This is a genomic window from Actinomycetospora soli (assembly GCF_021026295.1).
GTDB classification, from domain to species: domain Bacteria; phylum Actinomycetota; class Actinomycetes; order Mycobacteriales; family Pseudonocardiaceae; genus Actinomycetospora; species Actinomycetospora soli.
This window is the reverse complement of sequence record NZ_JAJNDA010000020.1, coordinates 12,855-37,010: the sequence shown is the minus strand read 5'-3', so window position 1 is coordinate 37,010 and position 24,156 is coordinate 12,855. Positions and strand designations below refer to the sequence as shown.

Genomic DNA, 24,156 nt, shown 5'->3' with positions numbered 1-24,156 from the left:
GTCGGCGGACAGGATCGGCTGTCCGTCGACGCTAGGCAGCTCCGCCCCGGGAGCCCATGGACCTGGGTCCAGGGGTCGGGCGGGGACCGGGGTCGCTCCTCAGCCCGTCAGGTAGCGGACGACCGCCAGGACACGCCGGTGGTCGTCGTCGGTCACGGGGAGCCCGAGCGCGTCGTAGATGCCCGACGTGTGCGCCACGACGGCCTTCTCCGTGATGTCCAGCCGACGCGCGATGCCGCTGTTGGTCCGGCCCTCCGCGATCAGGGCGAGGACCTGTCGTCGGCGGGGCCCGAGCGCCTCGATCGCCGGAGCGGAGCGCGACAGCATGGCGGAGGCGACCTCGGGGTCGAGGGCGGTCCCGCCCGCGGCCACGCGGCGGAGGTCGGCGCAGAAGCCGGCGCTGTCCGCGATGCGGTACTTGAGCAGGTACCCGACCCGCGCGGCGTCCGTCCCGAGCAGTTCCCGCGCGTACCGGTGCGCCACGTACTGGGACAGCACGACGACGCCCGTGCCCGGCATCGCCGCACGGACGCGCAGCGCGGCCCGGAGCCCGTCGTCGGCGTGGCGCGGCGGCATGCGGATGTCGGTGAGCAGCAGGTCGGGGCGCAGGCGCCCGACCAGCTCCACCACCTCGTCGGCGTCGGCCGCGCTGCCGACGACCTCGATGCCGGCCCGTTCGAGGACCAGGGCCAGCCCCTCGCGCAGCAGCGCCTCGTCCTCCCCGATCACGACCCGCACGGCACCTCCAGCACGAGCCGGGTCCCGCGGCCCGGCGGACTGTCGAGGAGCAGGGTGCCGTCGAGCGCACCGACCCGGTCGGCGATGCCGCGCAGCCCCGCGCCGCCGCCGATGCGCGCCCCGCCCACCCCGTCGTCGTCGATCTCCACCCGCAGCCGGTCGGCCACCCGGGCCACCTCGACCGCGACCTTGGTGGCCCGGGCGTGCTTGACGGCGTTGGTCACGGCCTCGACCACCACGTGGTGGACCGAGCTCTCGATCGCGGGCGGCAGGTCGTCGTCGGCACCCTCCTCGGCGGAGAGGAGCAGCGGCAGCGGGCTGCGGTCGGCGAGCTCCTCGATCGCGGCGACGAGGCCGCGCTCGATCAGCAGGGTCGGCAGCACGCCCTGCACGAGGTGGCGGAGCTCGGTGACGACCTCCTCGATGCCGCGGCGCACCGCCTCGAGCGAGCCGGCCTCGTCGACCGACGCCTCCGAGGCGGTGATCGCGAGCAGGACGAGGCGGCTCTGCAGCCGGTCGTGCAGGTCGCGGGCGAGCCTGCGGCGCTCGCCGTCGCCGGCGGCGAGCAGGCGGGCGCGGGAGGCGCGCAGCTCGTCGCGGGTGGCGGCCGTCTCCGCGGCCAGCCGCTCCCGCTCGGCGGCGAGCGCGACGATGCGGCCCGCGGAGCGGACGGGCCCGGGGTCGGGGTGCAGGGACCGGTCGACGACGACCACGGCGATCTCCCGCGCGCCGAGCTCCACCGGCACGGCGAGCCGGCCCGAACCGGCCGCGGGGAGGGTCACGACGGCGCCGGCCTCGTCGACCCACGTCGGGTCCGGCTCCTCCGGCAGGTCGACCCGGAACGCGAGCAGCAGCGAGTCGTCGCCGAGCGCCCGGGCGAGGCCGTCGCGCAGGTCGCCGTCGCGGGCGGGCCGGGCGACCCACGCGGCGAGCTCCTCGAGCTCCCCGGCCCGGGCGAACCCGCCGCGCAGCATCGCCACCGCGAAGGCCACCGGGACGCCGGCCTGCACGAGCAGCTGGGCCAGCGGCACGACGACGGGGTGCACCCCGGCGTACCGGGTGAGCGCGCTGAGCACGGAGATGCCGAGCACCGCGACCGCGCCGTAGGCGTAGACCGGCAGCAGGGCCCGTCGTCGCTCCCGGTCGGCCGCGACGAGCCGCCGCACGAGCACCGCGGCCACCGCGGCGAGCAGCACGGTCGCCGCCACGGACTGCGCCAGGGTGGCGGCCGCCGCGACCGCCGGACGGTCGGCGACGAGCAGCGGGGCGTAGGGCGGGTCGAGGGGCGTCGCCGCGTAGCGCACGGGCTGGGGCGCGATCGCGACGACGTACCCGGCGCCGGCCAGCGCCCGCGTGCCCCACCCGTCGAGCACGCCGGACGGGAAGGCGAGCAGGGCGTGCAGCACGACCGCGATCGGCAGCCAGGCGGCGACCTGCCCCACCGCGATCAGCGGCGGCACGAGGGTGTTCACGAGTCCGGCGGCGAGCCACGCGAGACCCCCGGCGACGAGCAGCGGTCCGGTGCGGTTGCTCGGCCGCCGCGCCCACGCCACCGCCCCGACGACCGTGAAGACGACGCCGGTCAGCGGCAGCAGCACGAGCAGGCCGTAGGGCGCCTCGGGGCTGCCGAGCAGCAGCACCATCTCGACCACGGCGAGGAACAGGACCGCCCCGGTCAGCGCGGTCAGGGCGAGCCGGAGCGTGCGCGCGGCCGCGCTCGACCGTCCGCGCGTCGGGTGCACCCGATCACGGTGGCACGTCCCCCGATCGGCGTCGAGCCGTCGTCGTGCCCGCGTCCGGACGCGCCGGTTGCGCCGGGTGTCGGCACCGCGCGGTCGTTCTCGCCGGATTTACCCGACGGTGCTTCTCGCGACCTCACACGGTTCCTACGGTTCTCCCACCGCCGGCACCGGGACCGGCCCGAGCAGGACGGAGCCGGCCATGACGACGACGGGAGTGGGTCCGGACGCGGACGACGAGTACCTGGCGAAACGGCAGCTGCGCAGCGGCGCCGCCGGGTGGGTCCTGCTGGCCGGGCTCGGCGTCAGCTACGTGATCTCCGGGGACTACTCGGGCTGGAACTTCGGGCTCGCCGAGGGCGGCTTCGGTGGTCTCGCGATCGCCGGCGTCGTCATCGCCGCGATGTACTTCGCGATGGTCCTGGGCATGGCCGAACTCTCCAGCGCCCTCCCGACGGCGGGGGGCGGCTACACCTTCGCCCGCCGCGCGCTGGGCCCGTGGGGCGGGTACGCGACCGGCACCGCGATCCTCATCGAGTACTCCATCGCCCCGGCCGCGATCGCCACGTTCATCGGCGCCTACGTCGAGTCCCTGCAGCTGTTCGGCATCACCGACGGCTGGTGGGTCTACCTCGCCGCCTACGCGATCTTCGTCGGCATCCACCTCTCGGGCGCCGGTGAGGCGCTCAAGGTCATGTTCGTCATCACCGCGATCGCGGTGGTCGGGCTGATCGTCTTCGCGATCGCCGCCGTGCCGCTGTTCGACCCGGCGAACCTCGTCGACATCCCCGCCACCGACGCGGCCGGCGCGAGCGCGGCGCTGCCGTTCGGGCTGCTCGGGGTGTGGTCGGCGGTGCCGTTCGCGATCTGGTTCTTCCTCGCCGTCGAGGGGGTGCCGCTCGCGGCCGAGGAGGCCCGCGACCCGCGCCGCGACGTACCGCGCGGCATCGTCGTGAGCATGCTCGTCCTGGTGGTCACCGGGGCGGCCGTGCTCGTGCTGTCCACCGGCGCCCTCGGGGCGCAGGCGCTGTCGCAGTCGGGCAACCCGCTCGTGGAGGCGCTCGGCACCGGGGTCGCGGCCACCGTCGTCAACTACATCGGGCTGGCCGGCCTGATCGCCAGCTTCTTCTCGATCATCTACGCGTACTCGCGCCAGACCTTCGCGCTCTCCCGCGCCGGCTACCTGCCGCGGGTGCTGTCGGTGACGAACTCCCGCAAGGCGCCGACGCTGGCGCTGATCGTGCCCGGCGTGATCGGCTTCCTGCTCACCTTCACCGGCGAGGGGGCGACCCTGCTCAACATGGCGGTGTTCGGCGCGGCCCTGAGCTATGTCCTGATGATGGTCAGCCACATCGTGCTGCGCCGCCGCGAGCCCGACATGCCCCGCCCGTACCGCACGCCGGGCGGCACCGCGACCACCGGCTTCGCCCTCGTCGTCGCGTGCATCGCGGTGGTGGCGACCTTCCTCGTCGACACCGTGGCCGCGCTGTGCGCCCTCGGCGCGTTCGCGCTGTTCATGGCCTGGTTCGGGTTCTACTCGCGCCACCACCTCGTCGCCGCCGCGCCGGACGAGGAGTTCGCCGCGCTCGCCGCCGCCGAGGAGGCCCTGAAGTGACCCGACGGATCACGCTCTCCGGGCACACCTACGAGTTCGCCGACCTGAAGGCGCTGCTGGCCGCGGCCACGCCGGAGCGCTCGGGCGACGCCCTGGCGGGGGTCGCGGCCGCCTCGGAGCAGGAGCGGGTCGCGGCCCAGTGGCTGCTCGCCGACCTGCCGCTCGCCACCTTCCTCGCCGAGCACGTGGTGCCCTACGAGGACGACGAGGTCACGCGGCTGATCGTCGACACCCACGACGCCGCGGCGTTCGCCCCGGTGGCCGCGATGACGGTGGGGGAGTTCCGCGAGTACCTGCTGCGCCCGGAGACCGACACGCGCGGCCTCGAAGCCGGCCTCACCCCGGAGATGGTGGCCGCGACCAGCAAGCTGTGCCGCGTCCAGGACCTCGTCTCGGTCGCGCGGCGCACGCCCGTGGTCACCGCGTTCCGCTCGACGATCGGGCTGCCGGGCACCCTCGCGACCCGCCTGCAGCCCAACGACCCGACCGACGACCCGCTCGGCGTCAGCGCCGCGATCGTCGACGGGCTGCTGCACGGCTGCGGCGACACCGTCATCGGGATCAACCCCGCCACCGACTCGCCGCGGCGCACGACCGACCTGCTGCACCTCATCGACGACGTGCGCGAGCGCTACGCCATCCCCACCCAGAGCTGCGTGCTCGCCCACGTCACCACCACGCTGCAGATCCTGGAGCGCGGGGCCCCGGTGGACCTCGTGTTCCAGTCGATCGCCGGCACCGAGGCCGCCAACGACGGGTTCGGCGTCACGCTGGACCTGCTCCGCGAGGCCCACGAGGGCGCCCTCGCGCTCGGGCGCGGCACCGTCGGGACGCAGTGCATGTACTTCGAGACGGGGCAGGGCTCGGCGCTGTCGGCCGACGCCCACCACGGCGTCGACCAGCAGACCCTCGAGGCCCGGGCCTACGCCGTGGCGCGGGCGTTCGACCCCCTGCTGGTCAACACCGTCGTCGGGTTCATCGGCCCGGAGTACCTGTTCGACGGCAAGCAGATCATCCGCGCGGGGCTGGAGGACCACTTCTGCGGCAAGCTGCTCGGCCTGCCGATGGGCGTGGACGTCTGCTACACCAACCACGCCGAGGCCGACGCGGACGACACCGACGTGCTGCTCACCCTGCTCGGCGCCGCGGGCTGCCCGTTCGTGATCTGCGTGCCGGGCGGCGACGACGTGATGCTGCACTACCAGTCGCTGTCGTTCCACGACGCGCTCTACGCCCGGCAGACGCTCGGGCTGCGGCCCGCGCCCGAGTTCGCCGAGTGGCTCGCGCGGATGGACCTGATGACCGACGACGGCCGCGTCCGGGAACTCACCGCCGACGCGTCCAGCCTGCGGGTGCTGACGGCGGGTCTGCGATGAGCGCCGACCCGCTCGACGCTCTCCGGCAGGCGACCCGCGCCCGCGTCGCGCTCGGCCGCGCGGGCGACGCGATGCCCACCGGTCACCTGCTGACCCTGCGCCAGGCGCACGCCGCGGCCCGCGACGCGGTGCACGACCCGCTGGACGATGAGGCGCTCGCCCACGAGATCGAGGCCGAGCTCCGCGTCGGGGTGTGTCGCGTGCGCAGCAGCGCCCCGGACCGGTCGCGGTACCTGCAGCGCCCCGACCAGGGGCGTCGCCTCGCGGAGGACACGGAGCTGCCGCGCGGCGAGCACGACCTCGTGATCGTCGTCGGCGACGGGCTCTCGCCGCTCGCGATCCGCCGGCACGCCGTGCCGATGCTGCGCGAGGTCCTCGCGCGGCTCGACGGCTGGCGGGTCGCCCCCGTCGTCGTCGCGACGCAGGCCCGGGTGGCGCTCGGCGACGAGATCGCGACGGCGGTCGGGGCGCGCAGCGTCCTCGTGCTCATCGGGGAGCGGCCGGGCATGAGCTCGACCGACAGCCTCGGCGCCTACTTCACCTACGACGCGCGCCGCGGCCGCCGCGACTCCGAGCGCAACTGCCTGTCCAACGTCCGCCCACCGCACGGCGTCGACTACGCCCCGGCGGCCGACACCCTCGCCATGCTCATGGCCGAGGCGCGGCGGCTGAAGCTCTCGGGCACGGCGCTCAAGGCCGATCCGGCGCTCGCCGCCGCGGAGGAGGGGCCTTCCTGACGACGGGTCGTGCCGGGTCCGGCGGCCCGGCTCAGAGCCCGGCCGCGCGCAGCGCCGCGTCGACCCGCTCGGCCATGACCCGGTGCCCGGCGTCGGTCGGGTGGATGCCGTCGGCGCCGATCAGGCCGGCGGGGCGGGCGAACCAGCCGTCGGCGACGGGGTCGATCCAGGTCGCGCCCGCGTCCGTCGCGGCGTCGCGCACCGCGTCGCGGATCGCGCGCACCGGCGCCGGCGCGGTGCCGTCCGACCACACGGGGCCGATGACGACGAGCCGGGCCTGCGGTGCCCGCGCGCGGAGGTCGCGGTACAGGGCGGCGGCCGCGGCCCCGACGCGGTCGGGGGACGAGCCGGCGTCGTTGCGCGACCCCTCGACGATGACGAGGCGCGGGGCGGCGGCGAGGGCCGCGTCGAGCTGGGCGGGCTGGTAGGGCGCGGCGCCGGGCAGGGTGGCGACGTAGCCCGTGCCGCCGATCGCGGTGGAGGTGACCGTCCAGTCCCGGGGGCCGGCGACCAGCGAGACCCAGTTCGCGGCGCCCGTCCCGCCCTGGGCGGTGCCGGTGGTGAAGCTGTCGCCGATCACCGAGACCGGTGTGCTGGGCCGCGCGCTCCCGGCGAGCGTCGCCGTGGCCACCCGGGCCTCGTCCGCACGCCGCTGCTCGGCCGCGCTCTTCGCGCTGATCGCCACGAGCAGGGCGGCGAGGACCGCGAACACCGCGACGGACAGGACGATCGTGCGACGGCGACGGGCCATGGCTCCCCCGGACGAACCAGTTGGTACGACTGGACGTCGGCAGTTGGGCCGTTCGCGTTACTCGCCGGTCGCGTCGCCGGGCCGGCTGTGCGGGGCCGTCGTCCGGCTGACCGTCGATGGCGCGCTGCTCCCACCGGGTGCGTGCAGATCGCCATCGTCGCCGAGCGGCCCCGCCCGGGGTCAGCGGCCGTAGCGCTCGCGGGAGCGTTCGCGGGCCTTCGCGGCCTCGACCTCGCGGTCCTTGGGCGGAGCGGTGGTGACGAGCTCGTCGAGCAGGGTGCGGGTGCTCGCCGTGATGTCGGCGACGGCGCGGGCGAAGGCCGCCTCGTTGGCCTTCGACGGGCGTGCCGACCCGCTGATCTTGCGGACGAACTGCAGCGCGGCCTCGTGCACCTCGTCCTCGGACGCCGGGGGCTCGAAGTTGTGCAGGACCCGGATGTTGCGGCACATGCCCGCGATGGTGCCCCACGGACGGTGAGCGGCGGGAGGGTCGCGCACCGCCGTAAGTCCGGTTCTCCGCCGGGGCGTCACCCGGAGGGTGCAGCGTCGTTGCCTCCGTATCGACGCATCACGCGGCACCGGCGCCGCAGGAGTGGGAGGTCCGGCCATGTCCGTCCCGGCACGCGGGCTCGCCCGCCACCTCGTCATCGCCGGCTCCGTCACCGCGGGGCTGCTCGGCGGAGGGGCGGCGGCCCTCGCCGCGCCCGCCGCACCCGGCGGCGGCCAGGTCATCCCGGCCTCCTGCGGCAAGACGGTCTCCGCGAGCCCGGGCGACCAGGTCCGCATCACCTCGCGGACCGGCAAGGCCTACAACGTCAACGTGACCCAGCAGTCGCCGTCCACGCAGGTCTGGTCGGCGGGCCCGCTCTGCCAGGTGCGGGTCAACGCCGTGCAGCGCGCGGTCGCGCCGGCCGCCGTGACCCCGGTGGCGCCGGTCGCCCCCGTCGCGCCGGTCGCCCCCGTCGCCCCCGCCGCCGGCACCGCGCCCGCCGCCGGTGCCCTCCCGCCGGTCGCCCCGGTCGCGCCCGCCCCGATGTCGGCCGCCGCACCGCGGGCCGCCGCGCAGGCGCCGTCGTCGCTGCTCAGCCCCTCGTTCGCCGGCGCCCCGGCGGGCGCGGCCGCCCCGGGTCTCGCGCCCGGGTTCGCGCCCGGCGCCCTGCCCCCCGTCGCCTCCGGCCCCGCCGTCGCCGACCCCTCGACCGCGGTGAACCGCACCGCGGAGGGTCGCCCGGACACCGGCGAGGGCCCCTCGGACGTGCCGCTGGTGCTCGGCGCCCTCGCCGTCGGTGCCGCGGCCGCCGGCGCGATCCGGTACCGGATGCTGCACCGCCGCATGACCGCGGACCAGCCCGCGACGCCCGAGCCCGCGCCCGTCGCCGAGGGCGGTCGCCACGCCGCCCCCGCCGTCGAGGACGAGCAGGCCACGCAGCTGGCCCCGGTCGCCGCCCCGGTCGCCCCCCAGGCCGTCGAGGACCGCGTCCCCGAGCACTGGGTCGACGAGCACTGGGCCGACGAGCGCTTCGCCGACCACGCGCCGGTGCGCGCCAGCTTCGAGCCGGCCCCGTGGGCGCCGAACGCGTTCGAGCCCACCGCGTACGTCCCCGAGGCCACGGCGTTCGAGCAGGCCGACACGACCGTGGTCGCGCGCTTCGACCCGGAGACGTCGCTGGTCGACGCCGACATCGACCCCTACGCCGACACCACCGTCGTGGAGCGCGTCCCGGCCGGACGGGTCTGAGCGCCGAGCACGGCACCACCCCCGCCGGAACCGGTGCCGTCGGCACCGGTTCCGACGGGCGTGACCGGGCGCACGACCTACCGGGAGCGCAGCTCCGCGAGGGCCCGGTGGGCCGCGTGCCAGCCCGCCATGCCGTGCGCGCCGGGTCCCGGGGGAGCGGCGGCCGAGGCGAGCCAGTGCCCGGGGAGCCCGGTCGCGTAGGGGTCGCGCAGCGGACGTGGCCCGAGGGCCAGCTGCACCGGGTCCTTGGCGCCGGCGAGGATGTCGCCGCCGACCATGGTCGCGTTGGTCGCGGCGAAGCCCGCCGTCGTCGTGACCGAGGTGCCGACGACGCGGTCGCGGAAACCGGGGGCGAACCGCTCGATCTGTGCCGTGACCAGGGCCTCGACCTCGGCCTCGGTGCCGGGCCAGCCGAGCGGGACGTGCGCGTAGGCGTAGACCGGGACCACGGCGCCGCGGGCGCGGCCCGGGTCGGCGACGGACTGCTGCCCGACGAGCACGAACGGCCGCCGGGGCAGCTCCCCGCGGTTCGCGGCGGACTCCGCGGCGGCGATCTCGGTGGCGGTCCCCCCGACGTGGACCGTGCCGGCCCGTCCGACCTCGGGCGCGGTCCACGGCACGCCGCCGTCGACGGCGTAGTCGACCTTCACCGACCCGATCCCGCGGCGGAACCGCCGGTACGCGCGGCGGGTCGCGGGCGGCAGGCGGTCGCCGAGGATGCGCAGGATCGAGGCGGGGTCGAGGTCGTGGACGACGACGTCCGCGCCCGCCAGCTGGTCGGCCGAGGTGACCCGCACGCCGGTCTCGACCGTCCCGCCGAGCTCTTCGAGCCGGGCGACGAGCGCGTCGGCGATGGCCTGCGAGCCGCCGACCGCGACCGGCCAGCCGGCGTGGTGACCCGCCGTCAGGATGCCGAGGCCGATCGCGGAGGAGAGCGGCTCGGTGTGCGGGCGCATCGCGTGGGCGGCGACGCCGGCCCACAGCGCGCGGGCCCGCCCGGTGCGGAACACGCGCCCGAGCACCGCGGCGGGCAGCACCGTGGGGGCCCCGAAGCGCGCGAACAGCACCGGGCGGCGCGGGACGTGGACGACCGGCCCGAGCAGGTCGGGAGCCAGGTCGGGGTAGCGCCGCGACGGTCCCGCGACGAGGGCCCGGTAGCGCCCGCCGTCGGGACCGAGGCCCGCCGCGGTCGTCGTGACCGAGCGGTGCAGCAGCGCCGCGGACCCGTCGTCGAGCGGGTGGGCGCAGTCGACCTCGGGCCACGCCCACCGCAGCCCGTGGGCCTCGAGGCCCGCGAGCGCGGGGGAGTCGACGGCCATCGGGTGGAAGCCCGAGCAGTGGTCGACGAGCAGCCCGGGACCGAGCGGGGCGTGGGTCCGGGTCCCGCCGCCGATCTCGGACTCGGCCTCGAGGACCGTGACCGAGCAGCCGGCGGCGGCGAGGACGACGGCGGCAGCGAGCCCGTTGGGCCCGCTGCCGACCACGAGCGCCGTCGCTCCGGTCGAGCTCCGCTGCGCTCCGTCTCCGACCGTCACGCCGGCAGTGTCCGCGATCCCTCGGGGACCGGCGCGGCGGAGGCGGCCGCCGGGTGGCCGGGCGCCGGGACGTCGGAGCCCTCCCGACGCCAGGTCGGGTGCAGCGGGATGGGCCCGTCCGGCAGCCACGGCTACGCGTCGACGGCGTCCTGCACGCTCCACCAGCCGCGCTCGACCACGCCGAGCGCCGCGTCGATCACCTGGTACTCCTGGATCCCCTTGTGGATGGGCTGCGACTCGACCCAGGCCACCACCAGCTCGCCGGGCGCGAAGTGGCAGCGGCGCTGCAGGGCGGCGATCAGGGCGGCGTCGTGCAGGTGCCCGTCGCCGAAGTTGAAGCCGATCACGGAGTTCGCGGCGAACTCGGCCTCGCGCACCGTGGAGCGGTCGACGTCGGGGACGTGGGTGAGCAGCAGGGAGAACAGCCCGCGGCCCTGCGAGTGCATGGAGCGCCACGCGGCGGTCTGCTGCATGGTCACCTCGGCGACGAGGGGCTCGTAGCCCAGCGCCTGCAGCTGGTGGACCTGGTTGCGGCACGGCCGGACGACGGCGTCCAGCTTGTCCTCGCAGCCCGGCGCGAAGGCCCAGAGGGCGGAGGCCCAGTTGCCCGCGTACTGGCGCATCGACGGGGTGAAGGCGACGAGGTCGGGCCGCAGGTTGCCGAGGACCGGGAAGAACACGAGGCCCGCGACCAGCGGGACGAGCAGCCACGCCGGGTCCATGTCCCACACCGCGAAGCCCGCCTGGTTGGGGGCTCTTCCCAGATGAGGGTGTAGGTCGGCCGGGCGCGTCGGTCCGCAGATAGACGTCGAGGTCTCCCGACGGTGGAGGTTCCTACGCCATCCATCCGAAAGACCTCGACGTGTCCGACGCTACCCCGCCGGCCGGCTTCGGCCGCCCTGACCTGACCGCCTTCGCGGCTCATCCCAATCGACCCTGATTGAGCTTGACCCCGTAGACCGGACACCTGGGGTGTGGGGTCAGTGATCTTGGTCGGGGCTGGTGTGGCGGGCTTCGAAGTCGACCGGTGAGAGCATTCCGATGCTGGAATGGCGTCTGATCGGGTTGTACCAGCACTCTATCCACTCGAAGATCCCGGTCGCAAGTTCAGTGCGTGATTCCCACTTGCGGGAGTCGAGCAGTTCGAGTTGCATCGTGCCCCAGAACGATTCCATCATCGAGTTGTCGTAACAGTCACCGATCGAACCCATCGACGGGACGATCCCCGCCTCGACCAGACGCCGCCCGAACGCCCACGACGTGAATTGTGACCCGTGGTCGGAGTGCAGGACCGTGGAGCCGTCGCTGATCGGTTTCCGGCGCAGGATCGCCATACCGAGGGCGTCGGTGACCAGTTCGGTGCGCATGTTGTCATCGATTGACCAGCCCACGATCCGTCGTGAATACACGTCGAGGACCGCCGCAGCGTAGATCTTTCCTTCCCTGGTGTGGTGTTCGGTGATGTCGGTGACCCACAGCCGGTCCGGGCCGGCGGCGGTGAAGTCCCGGTCGACCAGGTCCGGGTAGGGGTCGGCGGCAGGGTCGCGTCGGGTGCAGCGGCGGGTGCGGCGCCGGTAGAGGCCCTGCAGCCCGGCCTCGCGCATGAGCCGGGCCACCCGCTTGTGGTTGACCCGCTCGCCGAGCCCGAGGACGAGTTCGGCGTGCACCCGCGGCGCGCCGTAGGTGCCGCGGGACTCGCTGTGGATCTTCTCGATCACCTTGGCCAGCAACTCGTTCTGCTGGGCGCGCCCCGATTTCACCCCGGTCCGCCATTCGTAGTATCCGGAGCGGGAAACGTTCAGGACCCGGCAGGCCACCGTGACGTCGATGCCGTCGTCGGCGAGTTCACAGACCAGCGGGAACACTACTTTGGGAGGACGTTCTCCTTCGCGAAGTACGCCGCGGCCCGCTTGACGATCTCGAGTTCGACCTCGAGTCGTTTCGTCTTCTTCCGCAGCTCGGCGAGCTCGGCTCGCTCATCGGTGCTCAAGCGGCCCTGCTCGACGCCGTTCTTGCCGTCGTCGGCGTCGGCCTGGGCCATCCAGTTCCGCAGGCAGGACTCGGAAATGCTGAGCTCTTTCGCGATCTGGGCGACGGGTTGCTCGCCCAGACGGGCAAGCTCGACCGCTCGACGCCGGAACTCAGGCGCGTGTGGGGCAGGCACGAAGACGATCCTCCCTGGCGGACCGGGTCCACCTCAGGCGAGGTGTCCGGTGGGAGGGGTCAAGCTCAGATCGGGTCTGCTGACCCCCTCGACGAGAACGCAGCGACATCACAGCCACCCAACCCCGACCGTCCGGGAAGCCGGGGCACGTCACATGGCCTGTGCTGCGGGCGTGTCGCGTGGGTCGTCCAGGGGCGACGCAGGAGCGTCGACGCGACGTGCTGAGAGGTGGTTCCAACCGAGCGCTAGGACACCGGCTACAGGCATGGCGATAGGTCAGGAACGGCGTCGCTCCCTGCGCAGGAGGGAGCGCAGAGTCTCGGCGTTCGCGTAGCCGACCCGTCGCGCGATCTCGGCGGAGGTGAGGTCCGTGGTTGCTGAGAGGTGCCGAGCTCGTTCGATGCGAAGCCGTTGGACGAAGCCGAGCGGAGTGAGGTTGAGCGCCGCACGGACTCGTCGTTCGAGGGTGCGCCGGCTGGTGCCGAGCGACTGCGCGACGAAGGCGACGTTGAACGGTTCGTCCAGGCGGACGCGCACGAAGCGTTCGAACTCGACGACGATCGGGTCCTCGTGCCGGAGATGTTCGTAGGCGACGAAGGCCGCCTGCGACGGGCGCTCGTCGATGATGAGGAGCTTGGCGACATGTTGGGCCAGGTCGGGGCTGATCGATCGCACGAGTGAGAGCGCGAGGTCGATGTGGGCGAAGGCGGCGCCGGCGGTGACGAGGTTCCCGTCGACCACGACCATGGTGTCGAGATCGAGGGCGACGGTCGGATAGCGCTTCAGGAACTCCGGCCCCAGGAACCAGCTGGTCGTCGCCCGCCGATGATGCATCCGTCCGGTCTCGGCGACGGCGAACACGCCGGTGCACGCCGCGGCGATCCGGGTGGTCGCGTCGTCGAGGCGCCCGAGTGAGGCGATGACCGAACGAGCATCTCGGCTCTGGAGGGCGTCGTGGGTCGCGGCGGCCGTGAGGGTTCCAAGCGCAGGGACGACGACCACGTCGAACTCTCCGGACTCCGACAGCGGGTGGTCCACCGACAGGGTCATCGATGCCGTCGTGGTCACTCGCCGTTTCGGTCCGAGGATGGCGAGTTCGATCGGGTCGATCCGCGGGTCGACGTCGCCGCGGGCTCCGTCGGCCACCCGCACGATGTCGATGACCGACGCGACCGCCGAACCGAAGCAGCCGTCGATCGCGATCAGTCCGATACGCATGGCGCGAACAATAGCAATACTGCCGTATACGCCACTCCCCACCGGCCCTCGCTCGTCATACGCTGAACTCGCCCCACGAAGAACCCCGACTTCAAGGAGAACCCCTCATGTCCACACCCGCATCACTTCCGTATGCCTTCGTCGCCAAGATCGTCGCGGCCGATGGACAGCACGACGCGCTCGCCGATCTGCTCGCCGGCGCTGTCGCACTCGCCAACGAAGAAGTAGGAACGATTGTCTGGTTCGCGGCTAGGACCCACGCCGACACCTTCTGGATCTTCGATGCATTCCCCGACGAGGCCGCTCGCGACGCCCATGCCAACGGCGCCATCGTCGCAGCCCTGATGGCCAACCAGCACCTCCTCGGCGCAGCACCCGAGATCCTGGCGGCCGACGTCCTGGCGTCCAAGCTCCCGTAGTCCGCCAACGCACGAGACGATCGCGCCCCGCCGAGCCGTCGGACCCGACCGCCTCGACACCCGCACCACGTTGACGATCCCCGACGGGCCGATCACGAGGAGGCCAGGCAACACCGGGCGCAAGCCTGGAGCGGCACTGTTTCACCGGTGGTCATCGAGAGAGCCAGCGCGGTTCCATGGCAGCGCAACTGTGTCAACTTGCCCTCCGTCCCGCGCGGCGCCGTGGGCGGGTCGTGGTTGCGATCCGTTGCCGTGACGGGAGACGCGTTGCGCGTCGCGGCGATGACGGGTCGTTGGCGTTCCGGGGCGTTGCGTTCGTGCGCGCCGCGCGTGCGGCATGGAGCATCTCGCTGCGCACACAACGATCGCTGCGCCGACGCACCGTTGACACCTCGCACGTCCAGGTCGCGACACAACGCCACGCTGCGTTGCCGAGCGGAGCGAGGCATATCGGCACACGGACAGGAGGCCGGCCGCGAGCGCTCGGCCGGCGAGGGGGCCGTCGCAGAGGAGAGCGACGTCGGTGTCGGGCAGAGCCGTGAGGCCAGCGCATCGCGCGACCACCAGAACCGAACCGCCCCTGCCCTGCGTTTGCGCAGGTCAGGGGCTGTTCGCCGGAGCCGCCTGTCGGAATCGAACCGACGACCTAATCACGTCGGCTTTGCGGGCTCTTCCCAGATGAGGGTTGTAGGTCGGCCGGGCGCGTCGGTCCGCAGATAGACGTCGAGGTCTCCCGACGATGGAGGTTCCTACGCCATCCATCCGAAAGACCTCGACGTGTCCGACGCTACCCCGCCGGCCGGCTTCGGCCGCCCTGACCTGACCGCCTTCGCTCGACTCGACGGCCTCGGTCTGAGCGTGACCGGGCAACGACTTGAACCGGATCGTGCGGTCCTCGCGTGCCGCGTGGTGGAACCAGATCAGTCTTGCCGACGGTGCGGCAGCGAAGGCGCTGCTCGTGACACCGTGATCCGGCGGTTGGCCCACGAGCCGCTGGGCTGGCGACCGACCGTGCTGGAAGTTGTAGTGCGCCGCTACCGCTGTGCCGACTGCGGACACCTGTGGCGCCAAGACACCAGCGCCGCGGCGGAGCCACGCGCGAAGCTCTCGCGCACCAGGTTGCGGTGGGCGCTGGAAGGGATCGTGGTCGCACACCTCACCGTCGCCCGTGTCGCCGAGGGACTCGGGGTCGCGTGGGACACCGCCAACGACGCGGTCCTGGCCGAAGGCAATCGGCTGCTGATCAACGACCCCACGCGGTTCGAGGGCGTGAAGGTCATTGGCGTCGATGAGCACGTCTGGCGCCACACCAGGCGTGGCGACAAAAACGTCACCGTGATCATCGACCTCACCCCGGTCCGCGATGGCGCCGGCCCAGCAAGGCTGCACGACGTAGGTCGTCGGAATCATCTTCGGCGTGCCGAACCCGTGATCGACCCAGTGCAGGGCCAGCACCTTCATCCGCTCCATCAGCGGCCGCTGCAGGAATTCCGCCGGCTCGACCGGCGGGAACGTCCCCGTCGTGAATCCCATCATCTCTCCTCCCGACTGCGGCGAAACGGTAGGGAGGGGTTGTGATCGGGACCATATTCCCCGGTCACGAAGCCGGTGGGGACCGTTGTGCCGCCGGCACAAACGGTGCTGGATAGGCTCCGCCGGCATGGAGCAGGCCGACGTCGACGCCGTCGTCGCCACGGTCGCCCGCGGCATCGCCGGGACGCTGCCGGCGCTGACCCGCGAGATGACCGAGCACTTCGTCGAGGTCATCCCGGAGTTCCGGCACGACGACGCCGTGCGGGAGCTGATGGTCTCGAGCACAGCGTCGAACCTCTCGGCGATCGTCGACCTGCTCGAGCACGGCATCGCGTTCGACGACCTCACCGTGCCGGTGGCCGCGGCCGAGTACGCCCGCCGTTTCGCGCAGCGCGACCTGTCCCTCGAGGCGCTGCTGCGGGCCTACCGCCTCGGGGAGCACCGCTTCGTGCAGTGGTCCCTGCGCGCGCTGGGCGGGCTCGACCTCGACGCGCGGACCGTCCTCGCCGCGACGTCGGAGCTCGGGGCGCGGACCAACCGCTACATCGACCAGGTCATCGAGGGCCTCATCGACATCTACGAGGAGGAGCGCCGCACCTGGGACGCGCGATCGGACGCCGCGCGCGCCGCGACGATCCGCGCCGTGCTCTCGGACCCCGACCTGGACGTCGGCGCGGCCGAGGAGACGCTCGGCGCCCCGCTGCGCGGGTGGCACCGGGCCGCGGTGCTCTGGGCGCCCGAGCCGGGACCGGTGATGCGCGACGTCGAGGCCGGCCTCGTCGCGGTGGCCGGCCGCGCGCCGCTGTCGGTCCTCGCCGAGCACGACTGCCTGTGGGTCTGGTGGAGCGCGACGACCCGCCTCGCGGTGCGGCCCGCGGCGCTCGCGCGGCTGGCCGGCGCCCACCCCGGCCTGCGCGTCGCGCTCGGCGGCGCGGGGAGCGGCCTCGAGGGCTTCCGGACGAGCCACCGGGAGGCCTGGCGGGCGCGGGCCCTCGCGGAGCTGCGACCGGACGGGCCGGCGGTGGTCGACTACGACGAGGTCGCCCTCCCGGCCCTGCTCGCGGAGCACCACGAGGACCTGCACGCCTGGCTGCGCGCACCCTGGGCGGGCTCGCCGCGGCCGACGAGGCGACGGGCCGGCTCCGCGAGACGCTGCACGCCTACCTCGCCGCCGACCGCAGCTCCTCCGAGGCGGCCGCGCGGCTGCACCTGCACAAGAACACCGTGCACTACCGGCTCCGCCGCGCCGAGGAGGTCCTCGGCCACCCGGTCACGGAGGGCCGTCTCGACGTCGAGGTGGCCCTGCTCGTGTGCCGGCACCTGGGGTGGCCCCCGGTCGTCCCCGCCGCGGAGGCGCCCGCCGCGGCAGCGGCGCCGACGGGTCAGGCCGGGGACGGGGCGGCGGTGACGGCGCGCCGGGCGGCGACGAGCGTGACGGCGGCGAGCACGGCGAAGGCGGGCGCGGCGGCGACGCCGAGGGCGGCCAGGACCGCCGGCTGGTCGTCGAGGTAGGCCACTCCGCGCAGGGCGAGGTTCACGGCGTGGAACGCGACGCCGGCGAGCGTCGCCAGCGTGTAGACGCGCAGCAGGGCGGGGTGCGAGCGCCAGTCGTCGGGACCGCCGACGAGGCGGTTGAACAACGTCCCCGCCACCGGTCGGCGGACCAGTACCGAGCCGAGGAAGACGACGCCGAGGACGGCGGGCAGGAGCGTGGGCAGCAGGAAGAACGCCCGGGCCTCCCCGGAGACGGCGGCGGCGACCGCGCAGACCCCGGCGAGGGCGAGGCCGACCAGGACGCCCCGGACCGACTCGCGGCGGGCGAGCCGGAGGCCGGCCGCGGCGGGCGCGGCGACCGCGAGGGCGACGAACGCCCAGGTGAGCCCGGCGACGGCGTCGGCGACGACGAAGGCGACGGCGGGCGTGGCGGCGACGAGGATGCCGGTCGCCCCGCCGGAGCGGGCGAGGGTGCGGCGCAGCGCGCCACCGAGGGACTCCTGGTCGTGCTCGTCGACGGGCGGTGCGGGATCGGTCGTCGTCACGGGTCCTCCGCGGTTCGGGGTGTGTGGTCCCGACCGTGGCCGGTGCCCGCCGGCGCAGCCACGGCCTCCCGATCCGAGGCTCGCGGATCCGGTTCGTGCCCCGACGGGGGGATCGGCGGTCCGTGGCTGCGGCGCGGCGTCGCCGGTAGGAACGGGGGCGGCGGCTGACGAGAGGACGCGCGGATGATCGACCGGACCGGGCTGGCGGACTTCCTGCGGCGGCGCCGCGAGGCGCTGCAGCCCGAGGACGTGGGGCTGTCCCGCGGGCCGCGGCGCCGGACGAGCGGGCTGCGCCGCGAGGAGGTGGCGGCGCTGTGCCACATGTCCACCGACTACTACTCGCGGCTCGAGCGCGAGCGGGGCCCGCAGCCCTCCGAGCAGATGATCGCCTCGATCGCGCAGGGGCTGCACCTCTCGCTCGACGAGCGCGACCACCTGTTCCGGCTCGCCGGCCACCGTCCGCCCCTGCGCGGCGCCACGAGCGAGCACGTCAGCCCGGGCCTGCTTCGGATCCTCGACCGACTGACCGACACCCCGGCCGAGATCGTGACCGAGATCGGCGAGACGCTGCGCCAGACCCCGATGGGGGTGGCCCTGACCGGCGACACCACCGCCTACACCGGCCCGGCGCGCAGCCTCGGCTACCGGTGGTTCACCGATCCGGCGATGCGGGCGCGCTACGCCCCCGAGGACCACGCGACCCTCTCCCGGGTGTACGTCTCCGGGCTGCGCGGCATCGTCACGCTGCGCGGGCCGGAGTCCCGCGCCGCCGGACTCGCCGAGCTCCTGCTCCCGCAGAGCGAGGAGTTCCGCCGGCTGTGGGAGACCCACGAGGTGGGCGTCCGCCCGGCCGACGTCAAACGCTTCGTGCACCCCGAGGTGGGCCTGCTGGAGCTCAACTGCCAGACGCTGGTCGACCCCGCGCAGTCCCACCTGCTGCTGGTCTACACGGCCGTCCCGGGCACCGAGAGCCACGAGAAGCTGGAGCTGCTGTCGGTGCTCGGCCCGCGACCCGTCGTCCGGAGCGAGTAGCTTCCGCGGCGGTCTCCCCGGGTAGACCAGCCGCCGTGCTCGTACGCGACCGGATGGACCTCGAGGAACTGGACGCGCGCCACGCGCGGCGCGAACCGACGTGGCTGGACCTGCGGGACCCCGACCCCGCGGAGCTGGAGGCCGTCGCCGGGGTCCTGGGGCTGCACTCGCTCGCGCTCGAGGACAGCCGGGAGTTCGGCCAGCGCCCGAAGCTCGACCGCTACCCCGACCAGCTCCTGCTCGTGGTGTACGGGCTGACCATGGAGCCCGGCGGCGTCCCGGAGCTGGTCGAGGTGCACGTCCACGTCGTCGACGCGACCGTGGTGACGATCAGCCGGAGGCCGCCCGCGCAGCTCGACCGGGTCCGGCGCCGGCTCGACGGCGGCGACTGCAGCACGGGCGAGCTCGTGTACCGGGTGATCGACGCGGTGGTCGACTCCCTCACGGAGGGGCTCGAGGTGGTGGCCGACGAGGTCGACGCCTTCGAGCGGACGATCTTCGACCACCCCCGCGCCCGGGACCGCGACCGGATGGCCGTGCTGCGGCGCGGGCTCAACGGGCTCCGGCGCACGCTCGCCGTCCAGCGCCAGGTGTGGCCGCGGATCGTCGAGCAGGTGGTGGCGATCTCCGCCGACGCCGAGGAGTCGCGGGCCTACCTGGCGGACGTCGGCGACCACCTGTCGCAGGCGCTCGACGAGATCGAGGCGGACCGCGAGTCCCTGCAGGGGATGCTGGACACGTACTCCAACGAGGTGCAGGAGCGGCTGACGATCGTCGCGACGATCTTCCTGCCGCTGACCGCGCTCACCGGCTTCTTCGGCACGAACTTCCAGTGGATGCTCGACCACATCGGCTCGGGCTGGGCGTTCCTCGTGTTCGGGGTGGGCGGGACCCTGGTGTCGTGCCTGGCGATCGTGCTGTGGCTGCGCCGGACCGGGCTGCTGGACCGCACGCGGCCCGAGGACTGACCCTCACCCGAGCAGCGACCGGATCGCGGCGGCCACCGCGTCCGGCCGGTCGAGGTGCACGAGGTGCGCGGCGTCGGCGAGCAGCAGCGGGGCGGGGGCCCCGAGCCGCGCGGCGAGGTCGCGCTGGACCGCCGGCCAACGACCGCCGCCGGCCGCGCCGACCACCAGCCGCACCGGGACGGCGGGCGCGGCGCGCTCGCGCTGCCACGCGAGGATGCCGGCCTGCAGCGGACCGTGCCCGAACCAGGCGTCGACCGTCGTGGTGGCCCAGGCGCGGGAGCCGTAGACGGCCCGGAGCGCGGCCGGTGCCAGGCGGTCCCGACGGCGGGTCGTGGCGAGCCGGACCCCGAGCCGGCGCAGGCGCGGGCCGAGCCACGTCGTGACGCCCGTGGCCAGGACGAGGTCGGCGACCCGGCGCCCGAGCGCGCTCAGTGCGGTCGGCGCGAGGCGCACCGAGGCCTCGTGGGAGGCGTCGACCAGGACCGCGCCCGCGACGTCGGCGCCCGAGAACACGAGGGCCTGCACGTGGAGCCCGCCCGACGAGTGCCCGACGAGCAGCAGGGGCCGCGCCGCGTCGGCCACCCGGGCGGCGAGGCGGGCGGCGACGGCGTCGGGGGTCCAGTCCGCGCGGTCGCGCAGCGGCGGGGCCTCCGCGGGGTCGACGACGAGCACCGCGACGTCCGCGGGGAGGGCCCGCACCACCTCGTCCCACTCGGCGGGCGTCGACCCGAGCCCCGGAACCACCACCACCGTGCCGGTCACCGCCGGCTCCAGCGCGAGCCGGCCACGATCACCAGGCCGATCGTGACGAGGACGGCGGAGAGCGTCAGGACCTGCACCCGCTGCACCCATCCGACGACCGCGTCGAGGCCCAGCCCCACCGTCTCCTCCAGCACCACGACCAGCCCCGACGACGCGATCAGCGCCAGCCCGACGAGGAGCGTCCCCTCGAGCGGCGAGGCGGGCTGGTCGGCACCGCGGTCCCGGGACCGGGCGACCGCGAGCAGCCCGACGGCCCCGATCGCGGCGGCGTTGGCGAGCAGGCTCGACACCTCGTGCACGCCGAACGCGAGGGCCGACCGGGACGCCTCGGCCGCGGCGCACGGGGCGTCGGCCGACGGCGCGCACGTCATCGGCGCGGCGACGTCGAGCAGGGTGGCCACGCCGAACAGCGCGAGGGCGACGCCGGCCCCCCGCACGGCGGCCACCCGGCCGCGTCGCACCACGTGGCCGCCGGCGAGGACGACGACGAGCCCGACGACGGCGTCGACGGTGCGGAACACCGCGCTGTGCGGCTGGTCGAGCGCCGCGAGCTCGCTGACGTAGGAGCGCCCGGGGTCGAGCCGCGCCCCGAGCAGCGGGGTCGCGAGGAACGCCGAGTAGACGACGCCCGCGGCCACCGTCACCGACCCGACCACGCGGTCGGTGAGCGCCGCGCGGCGCGAGGCCACGGTCATACCCGCCGCGCCCGGGACTCGGCGAACGTGTACAGCCCGAACGCGACGAAGCCGAGGGCGACGACGAGCAGCAGGACCGTCCCGTACGGCTGGGCGGCGAGGGTGGTGAGCGCCTGGTCGAGTCCACCGGCCCGCCGCGGGTCGGTGGACAGCGCGGCGAGCCCGAAGAGGACGCCCACGACGGCGAAGGCGACGGCGCGCGCGACGTGGCCGACGACGCCGAGCCACTCCACGGGCCGGCGCAGCCGGTCGGGGAGTCGGTCGTAGTCCAGGTCGTCGGAGAAGGTGCGGGCGATCCCGGTGTAGGCGGCCGCCACGGCGATCCCGACGACGACCAGCCCGAGGACGGCGACGAGCACCCGGCCCGCCGGGAGCGCGAGCAGCGCGGCCGAGGCGGTCTCCGTGCGGGTCGAGCTGGAGCCGCCCGAGGAGCCGGTGAGCAGCAGGCGCGCCCCGGCGACGGCCACGGCGAGGACCGCGACGCACTTCGCACCGGCCCCCGTCCGCTTGCGGAACCGCACCCCGCCCGACGTCCACCGGAAGCCGGCGGCCGCGCCGAGACCCTGCCAGAGCGCGAAGGCCACGAGTCCCACCACGATTACGGCGAGGGCGACGACCCCGACCGGGCGGTCGACCAGCTCGCCGAGCGCGCCCTGCTGGTCGGGTTCCCCGCGTCCCGCGACCGCGAGGTGGACGGCGATCACCCCGATCAGCACGTGCACGAGCCCGTACCCGACGAGCCCGACCCGCCCGAGCAGCTCGACGGCGCGCACGGGGGCCTCGCCCTCGCCGGCCGCGCCCAGGCCGGTGAGCGCGCCGTGGGTCCGGTGGGCGGCCTGCGCGGTGCGCGCCCGGACCGCCGCGGCGACCCCGTCGGCCCGTGCGGCCCGGCCCGCCGCGTCGTCGGCCCGCGCCTGCGCCCTCGCCGTGGCGCGCCCGGCCCGTCGTTGCAGCCGGTTCGACGCCGCGTCCTCGCGCGAGGTGTCGGCGGCCGCGGCGTCGCCGGTCGGCTCCTCGGTGGTGATGGCTCCTCCTCGAACACCCCGCACGTGGCCGTGGAGCGCCCGAGTACCCACCCGTGTCCCGCCGGTCCGCGAGACGCGCGTCTCGCCGCTCAGGCTCCCGGGACGGAGCCCGGCGGGAGGAAGTCCACGTCGTGCAGCGCGGACTGCCGCACGACCTCGTCGGGATCGGTGAGGTCGTGGAGCCGGTCGAAGAGGTGGGCGAGCCGCCCGGTGGGGCTGACCCAGAACAGGGCGCGGGCGTCGGCCTCGGAGCGGTTGTAGTACGCGTGCGGCAGGCCGCGCGGCATCAGCACGGTGTCGCCGGGCCCGGCGGTCTCCCACTGCCCGTCGAGGTAGAGCGTGAAGACGCCCGCGAGGACGTGGATGTGCTCGTCCTGCTTCGGGTGCACGTGCGGCGGCACGCCCGTGCCGGGCGGGTCGAGCGTCTCGAACGCGAAGCTCGACTCGCTGACGGCCCGGGCCCAGTAGGTGTGGCCGAGCACGTTCCACACACGGCGGTACTGGCCCTCACCGGCCCGCACGATCCCCTTGGGCAGGGGACCCAGCACGATCTCGTCACCGTCGACCATGCCGGGACCGTACTGCGGGGGCGGCCTCGGGAGGACCGTCCGTTCCTCCCGTCCACCGGGACGAACCTGGCGATCTCGGGCGGCCGCCACCTATGGTGCGCGTCACACCACACCGCGTCACGCCAGGTCGGAGGACGTCGATGGAAGCCGCCGCGAGCGCCCGCCCCGCCCCGACCGCGAAGGAGACGCGTCGCGTCGCCTCCGCGACGCTGATCGGCACGTCGATCGAGTGGTTCGACTTCTTCGTCTACGGCGCGGCCGCCGCCCTCGTGTTCAACAAGGTCTTCTTCCCGACGGCGAACCCGCTCACCGGGACGCTGCTCGCGCTCTCCACGTTCGGGGTCGGGTTCGTCGCCCGGCCCTTCGGCGGGGTGGTGTTCGCCCACTTCGGGGACCGCATCGGCCGCAAGTCGATGCTCGTGCTGTCGGTGCTGATGATGGGCGGCGGCACGTTCGTCGTCGGCCTGCTGCCCACCTACGAGGCGATCGGCGTCGCCGCGCCGGTGCTGCTCGTGCTGCTGCGGATCATCCAGGGCATCGGCCTCGGCGGGGAGTGGGGCGCGGCCGCCGTCATGGCCGTGGAGTACGCACCCCCGCACCGCCGCGGGTTCTTCGGCAGCTTCCCGCAGATCGGGGTGCCGGCCGGCATGCTGATCGCGAACGTCTCCCTGCTCGCGATGTCGGCCGCCATGTCCGACGCGGCCTTCATCGCCTGGGGCTGGCGGGTGCCGTTCCTCGCCTCGATCGTCCTGGTCGCCGTCGGGATCGCGATCCGGCTGAAGGTCGCCGAATCGCCGGTGTTCGAGGCGGCCCGGGCCGAGGGGCGGATCGAGCGCCAACCGGTGCTCGCCGTGCTGCGACGCCAGCCGCTCAACGTGCTGCGCGCGGCCGGCCTGCGCTTCGCGGAGAACAGCACGTTCTACATCCACACCACCTTCGTCCTGACCTACGGCACCGTGGTGCTCGGGATGGCCCGCGGCGACCTGCTGATCGCGGTGATCGTCTCCTCCGCCATCGGGCTCGCGACGATCCCGTTCTACGGCTGGGCCTGCGACCGCTTCGGCCGCCGCGCGGTGGTGCTGTGGGGCTCGTTCGTGCTGCTCGCGATGAGCTGGCCGTACTTCTGGGCGCTGGACACGCGGTCGCTGCCGCTGATCGTCCTCGCGACGGTGATCGCGGTGAACGTCGGCAACTCGGCGGTCTACGCCCCGCAGCCGGCCTACTTCTCCGAGCTGTTCGAGCCCGAGGTCCGCTACAGCGGCGCCTCGATCGGCGCCCAGGGCGCGAGCGTGTTCGCCGGTGGTCTGGCCCCCGTGATCGCGACCGCCCTGCTCGACGCGACCGGCGGCTACGACTGGATCGCCGTGTACATGTCGGCGATGGTGCTGATCACGATCGTGACGGCGTTCCTGTCGCCCGACCCGTACAAGGAGTCGCTGCGCGCGGGCGGGACGGCCACCGTGGCGCGGGACGACGAGCGCTCCGCGTCGCTCTAGTCGGGCT

Annotated in this window: 22 protein-coding genes and 4 pseudogenes; 11 read left to right on the top strand and 15 right to left on the bottom strand. The window is 74.4% G+C overall.

Features of this window, described 5'->3' with window-relative positions; all coding sequences use genetic code 11:
* Positions 1-99: 99 nt before the first annotated feature.
* Entirely contained in the window at positions 100-738 is a 639-nt protein-coding gene (locus LN037_RS25560) for a response regulator transcription factor (protein WP_230758793.1), read from the bottom strand.
* Positions 726-2,480, bottom strand: coding sequence for a sensor histidine kinase (locus LN037_RS33875; RefSeq protein WP_230758790.1), 1,755 nt, complete (start codon positions 2,478-2,480; stop codon positions 726-728). Before LN037_RS33875 ends, LN037_RS25560 begins: the two co-directional genes overlap by 13 nt.
* Before the next feature lie 199 nt (positions 2,481-2,679).
* Here LN037_RS33875 and eat point away from each other — a divergent pair, with 199 nt between their 5' ends.
* From eat to eutC, 3 genes are read left to right on the top strand one after another with little or no spacing between them, the layout of a single operon-like run.
* The gene (gene eat, locus LN037_RS25550) at positions 2,680-4,092 is read left to right on the top strand and encodes an ethanolamine permease (protein WP_230758787.1); all 1,413 of its coding nucleotides are present in this window, start codon (positions 2,680-2,682) and stop codon (positions 4,090-4,092) included.
* On the top strand, positions 4,089-5,468 hold the full coding sequence (locus LN037_RS25545) for an ethanolamine ammonia-lyase subunit EutB (RefSeq protein WP_230758786.1): 1,380 nt from the start codon (positions 4,089-4,091) through the stop codon (positions 5,466-5,468). Before eat ends, LN037_RS25545 begins: the two co-directional genes overlap by 4 nt.
* The gene (eutC, locus tag LN037_RS25540; protein WP_230758785.1) at positions 5,465-6,205 is read left to right on the top strand and encodes an ethanolamine ammonia-lyase subunit EutC; all 741 of its coding nucleotides are present in this window, start codon (positions 5,465-5,467) and stop codon (positions 6,203-6,205) included. The genes LN037_RS25545 and eutC overlap by 4 nt, the downstream gene beginning before the upstream one ends.
* Before the next feature lie 31 nt (positions 6,206-6,236).
* On the opposite strand, the gene LN037_RS25535 is transcribed toward eutC, so the two are convergent.
* A complete protein-coding gene (locus tag LN037_RS25535) occupies positions 6,237-6,956 on the bottom strand; it encodes an SGNH/GDSL hydrolase family protein (protein WP_230758784.1) in 720 nt (239 codons plus the stop codon).
* Between the two features lie 180 nt (positions 6,957-7,136).
* On the bottom strand, positions 7,137-7,406 hold the full coding sequence (locus tag LN037_RS25530; RefSeq protein WP_230758783.1) for a DUF2277 domain-containing protein: 270 nt from the start codon (positions 7,404-7,406) through the stop codon (positions 7,137-7,139).
* A gap of 157 nt (positions 7,407-7,563) precedes the next feature.
* Between LN037_RS25530 and LN037_RS25525 the strand changes: the two genes are divergently transcribed.
* Positions 7,564-8,694, top strand: coding sequence for a hypothetical protein (locus tag LN037_RS25525; protein ID WP_230758782.1), 1,131 nt, complete (start codon positions 7,564-7,566; stop codon positions 8,692-8,694).
* A gap of 77 nt (positions 8,695-8,771) precedes the next feature.
* Here LN037_RS25525 and LN037_RS25520 read toward each other — a convergent pair whose 3' ends face one another.
* The 5 genes from LN037_RS25520 to LN037_RS25500 all read right to left on the bottom strand — a co-directional run bounded on the left by LN037_RS25520 (position 8,772) and on the right by LN037_RS25500 (position 13,611).
* Positions 8,772-10,229, bottom strand: coding sequence for a phytoene desaturase family protein (locus tag LN037_RS25520; RefSeq protein WP_230758781.1), 1,458 nt, complete (start codon positions 10,227-10,229; stop codon positions 8,772-8,774).
* 131 nt (positions 10,230-10,360) lie between these two features.
* The gene (locus LN037_RS25515) at positions 10,361-10,960 is read right to left on the bottom strand and encodes a DUF3556 domain-containing protein (protein WP_372460535.1); all 600 of its coding nucleotides are present in this window, start codon (positions 10,958-10,960) and stop codon (positions 10,361-10,363) included.
* 249 nt (positions 10,961-11,209) lie between these two features.
* The gene (locus LN037_RS25510) at positions 11,210-12,094 is read right to left on the bottom strand and encodes an IS3 family transposase (protein ID WP_230758776.1); all 885 of its coding nucleotides are present in this window, start codon (positions 12,092-12,094) and stop codon (positions 11,210-11,212) included.
* Positions 12,094-12,393, bottom strand: a complete 300-nt coding sequence (locus LN037_RS25505; protein WP_230758773.1) for a transposase — start codon at positions 12,391-12,393, stop codon at positions 12,094-12,096. Before LN037_RS25505 ends, LN037_RS25510 begins: the two co-directional genes overlap by 1 nt.
* Positions 12,394-12,669: 276 nt before the next feature.
* Complete coding sequence (locus tag LN037_RS25500) at positions 12,670-13,611, bottom strand: GlxA family transcriptional regulator (protein WP_185717352.1); 942 nt, start codon at positions 13,609-13,611, stop codon at positions 12,670-12,672.
* Between the two features lie 107 nt (positions 13,612-13,718).
* Here LN037_RS25500 and LN037_RS25495 point away from each other — a divergent pair, with 107 nt between their 5' ends.
* Positions 13,719-14,030: a putative quinol monooxygenase gene (locus LN037_RS25495; protein ID WP_006247389.1), complete on the top strand. Its 312-nt coding sequence runs from the start codon at positions 13,719-13,721 to the stop codon at positions 14,028-14,030.
* 777 nt (positions 14,031-14,807) lie between these two features.
* Positions 14,808-15,425, top strand: a pseudogene (locus tag LN037_RS25490) (transposase family protein); the annotation flags it as partial.
* 48 nt (positions 15,426-15,473) lie between these two features.
* On the opposite strand, the pseudogene LN037_RS25485 reads toward LN037_RS25490, so the two are convergent.
* A pseudogene (locus LN037_RS25485) lies at positions 15,474-15,563 on the bottom strand (hypothetical protein); the annotation flags it as partial.
* A 127-nt stretch (positions 15,564-15,690) separates the two neighbouring features.
* Between LN037_RS25485 and LN037_RS25480 the strand changes: the two are divergent.
* Together LN037_RS25480 and LN037_RS33870 are read left to right on the top strand one after the other, a co-directional pair.
* A pseudogene (locus LN037_RS25480) lies at positions 15,691-16,494 on the top strand (RsbRD N-terminal domain-containing protein); the annotation flags it as partial.
* Positions 16,395-16,811: pseudogene (locus LN037_RS33870) on the top strand (helix-turn-helix domain-containing protein); the annotation flags it as partial. The pseudogenes LN037_RS25480 and LN037_RS33870, both read left to right, overlap by 100 nt.
* Positions 16,812-16,945: 134 nt before the next feature.
* Here LN037_RS33870 and LN037_RS25470 read toward each other — a convergent pair.
* A complete protein-coding gene (locus LN037_RS25470) occupies positions 16,946-17,602 on the bottom strand; it encodes a DUF3159 domain-containing protein (RefSeq protein ID WP_230758769.1) in 657 nt (218 codons plus the stop codon).
* A gap of 183 nt (positions 17,603-17,785) precedes the next feature.
* Between LN037_RS25470 and LN037_RS25465 the strand changes: the two genes are divergently transcribed.
* On the top strand, positions 17,786-18,634 hold the full coding sequence (locus LN037_RS25465; RefSeq protein ID WP_230758766.1) for a helix-turn-helix transcriptional regulator: 849 nt from the start codon (positions 17,786-17,788) through the stop codon (positions 18,632-18,634).
* A gap of 35 nt (positions 18,635-18,669) precedes the next feature.
* Entirely contained in the window at positions 18,670-19,602 is a 933-nt protein-coding gene (locus LN037_RS25460; protein WP_230758763.1) for a magnesium transporter CorA family protein, read from the top strand.
* A gap of 3 nt (positions 19,603-19,605) precedes the next feature.
* Here LN037_RS25460 and LN037_RS25455 read toward each other — a convergent pair whose 3' ends face one another.
* Genes LN037_RS25455 through LN037_RS25440 form a run of 4 tightly spaced genes read right to left on the bottom strand, consistent with a single transcriptional unit; the run spans position 19,606 to position 22,653 of the window.
* Entirely contained in the window at positions 19,606-20,364 is a 759-nt protein-coding gene (locus LN037_RS25455; protein WP_230758760.1) for an alpha/beta fold hydrolase, read from the bottom strand.
* A complete protein-coding gene (locus LN037_RS25450) occupies positions 20,361-21,053 on the bottom strand; it encodes a DUF998 domain-containing protein (RefSeq protein WP_230758758.1) in 693 nt (230 codons plus the stop codon). The genes LN037_RS25455 and LN037_RS25450 overlap by 4 nt, the downstream gene beginning before the upstream one ends.
* Positions 21,054-21,055: 2 nt before the next feature.
* Positions 21,056-22,135 (bottom strand): DUF1206 domain-containing protein, encoded by a 1,080-nt coding sequence (locus LN037_RS25445; RefSeq protein WP_230758756.1) that lies wholly within the window; start codon positions 22,133-22,135, stop codon positions 21,056-21,058.
* A 38-nt stretch (positions 22,136-22,173) separates the two neighbouring features.
* Positions 22,174-22,653: a cupin domain-containing protein gene (locus LN037_RS25440; RefSeq protein ID WP_230758754.1), complete on the bottom strand. Its 480-nt coding sequence runs from the start codon at positions 22,651-22,653 to the stop codon at positions 22,174-22,176.
* A 140-nt stretch (positions 22,654-22,793) separates the two neighbouring features.
* Between LN037_RS25440 and LN037_RS25435 the strand changes: the two genes are divergently transcribed.
* The gene (locus LN037_RS25435) at positions 22,794-24,149 is read left to right on the top strand and encodes an MFS transporter (protein WP_230758752.1); all 1,356 of its coding nucleotides are present in this window, start codon (positions 22,794-22,796) and stop codon (positions 24,147-24,149) included.
* Positions 24,150-24,156: the final 7 nt, after the last annotated feature.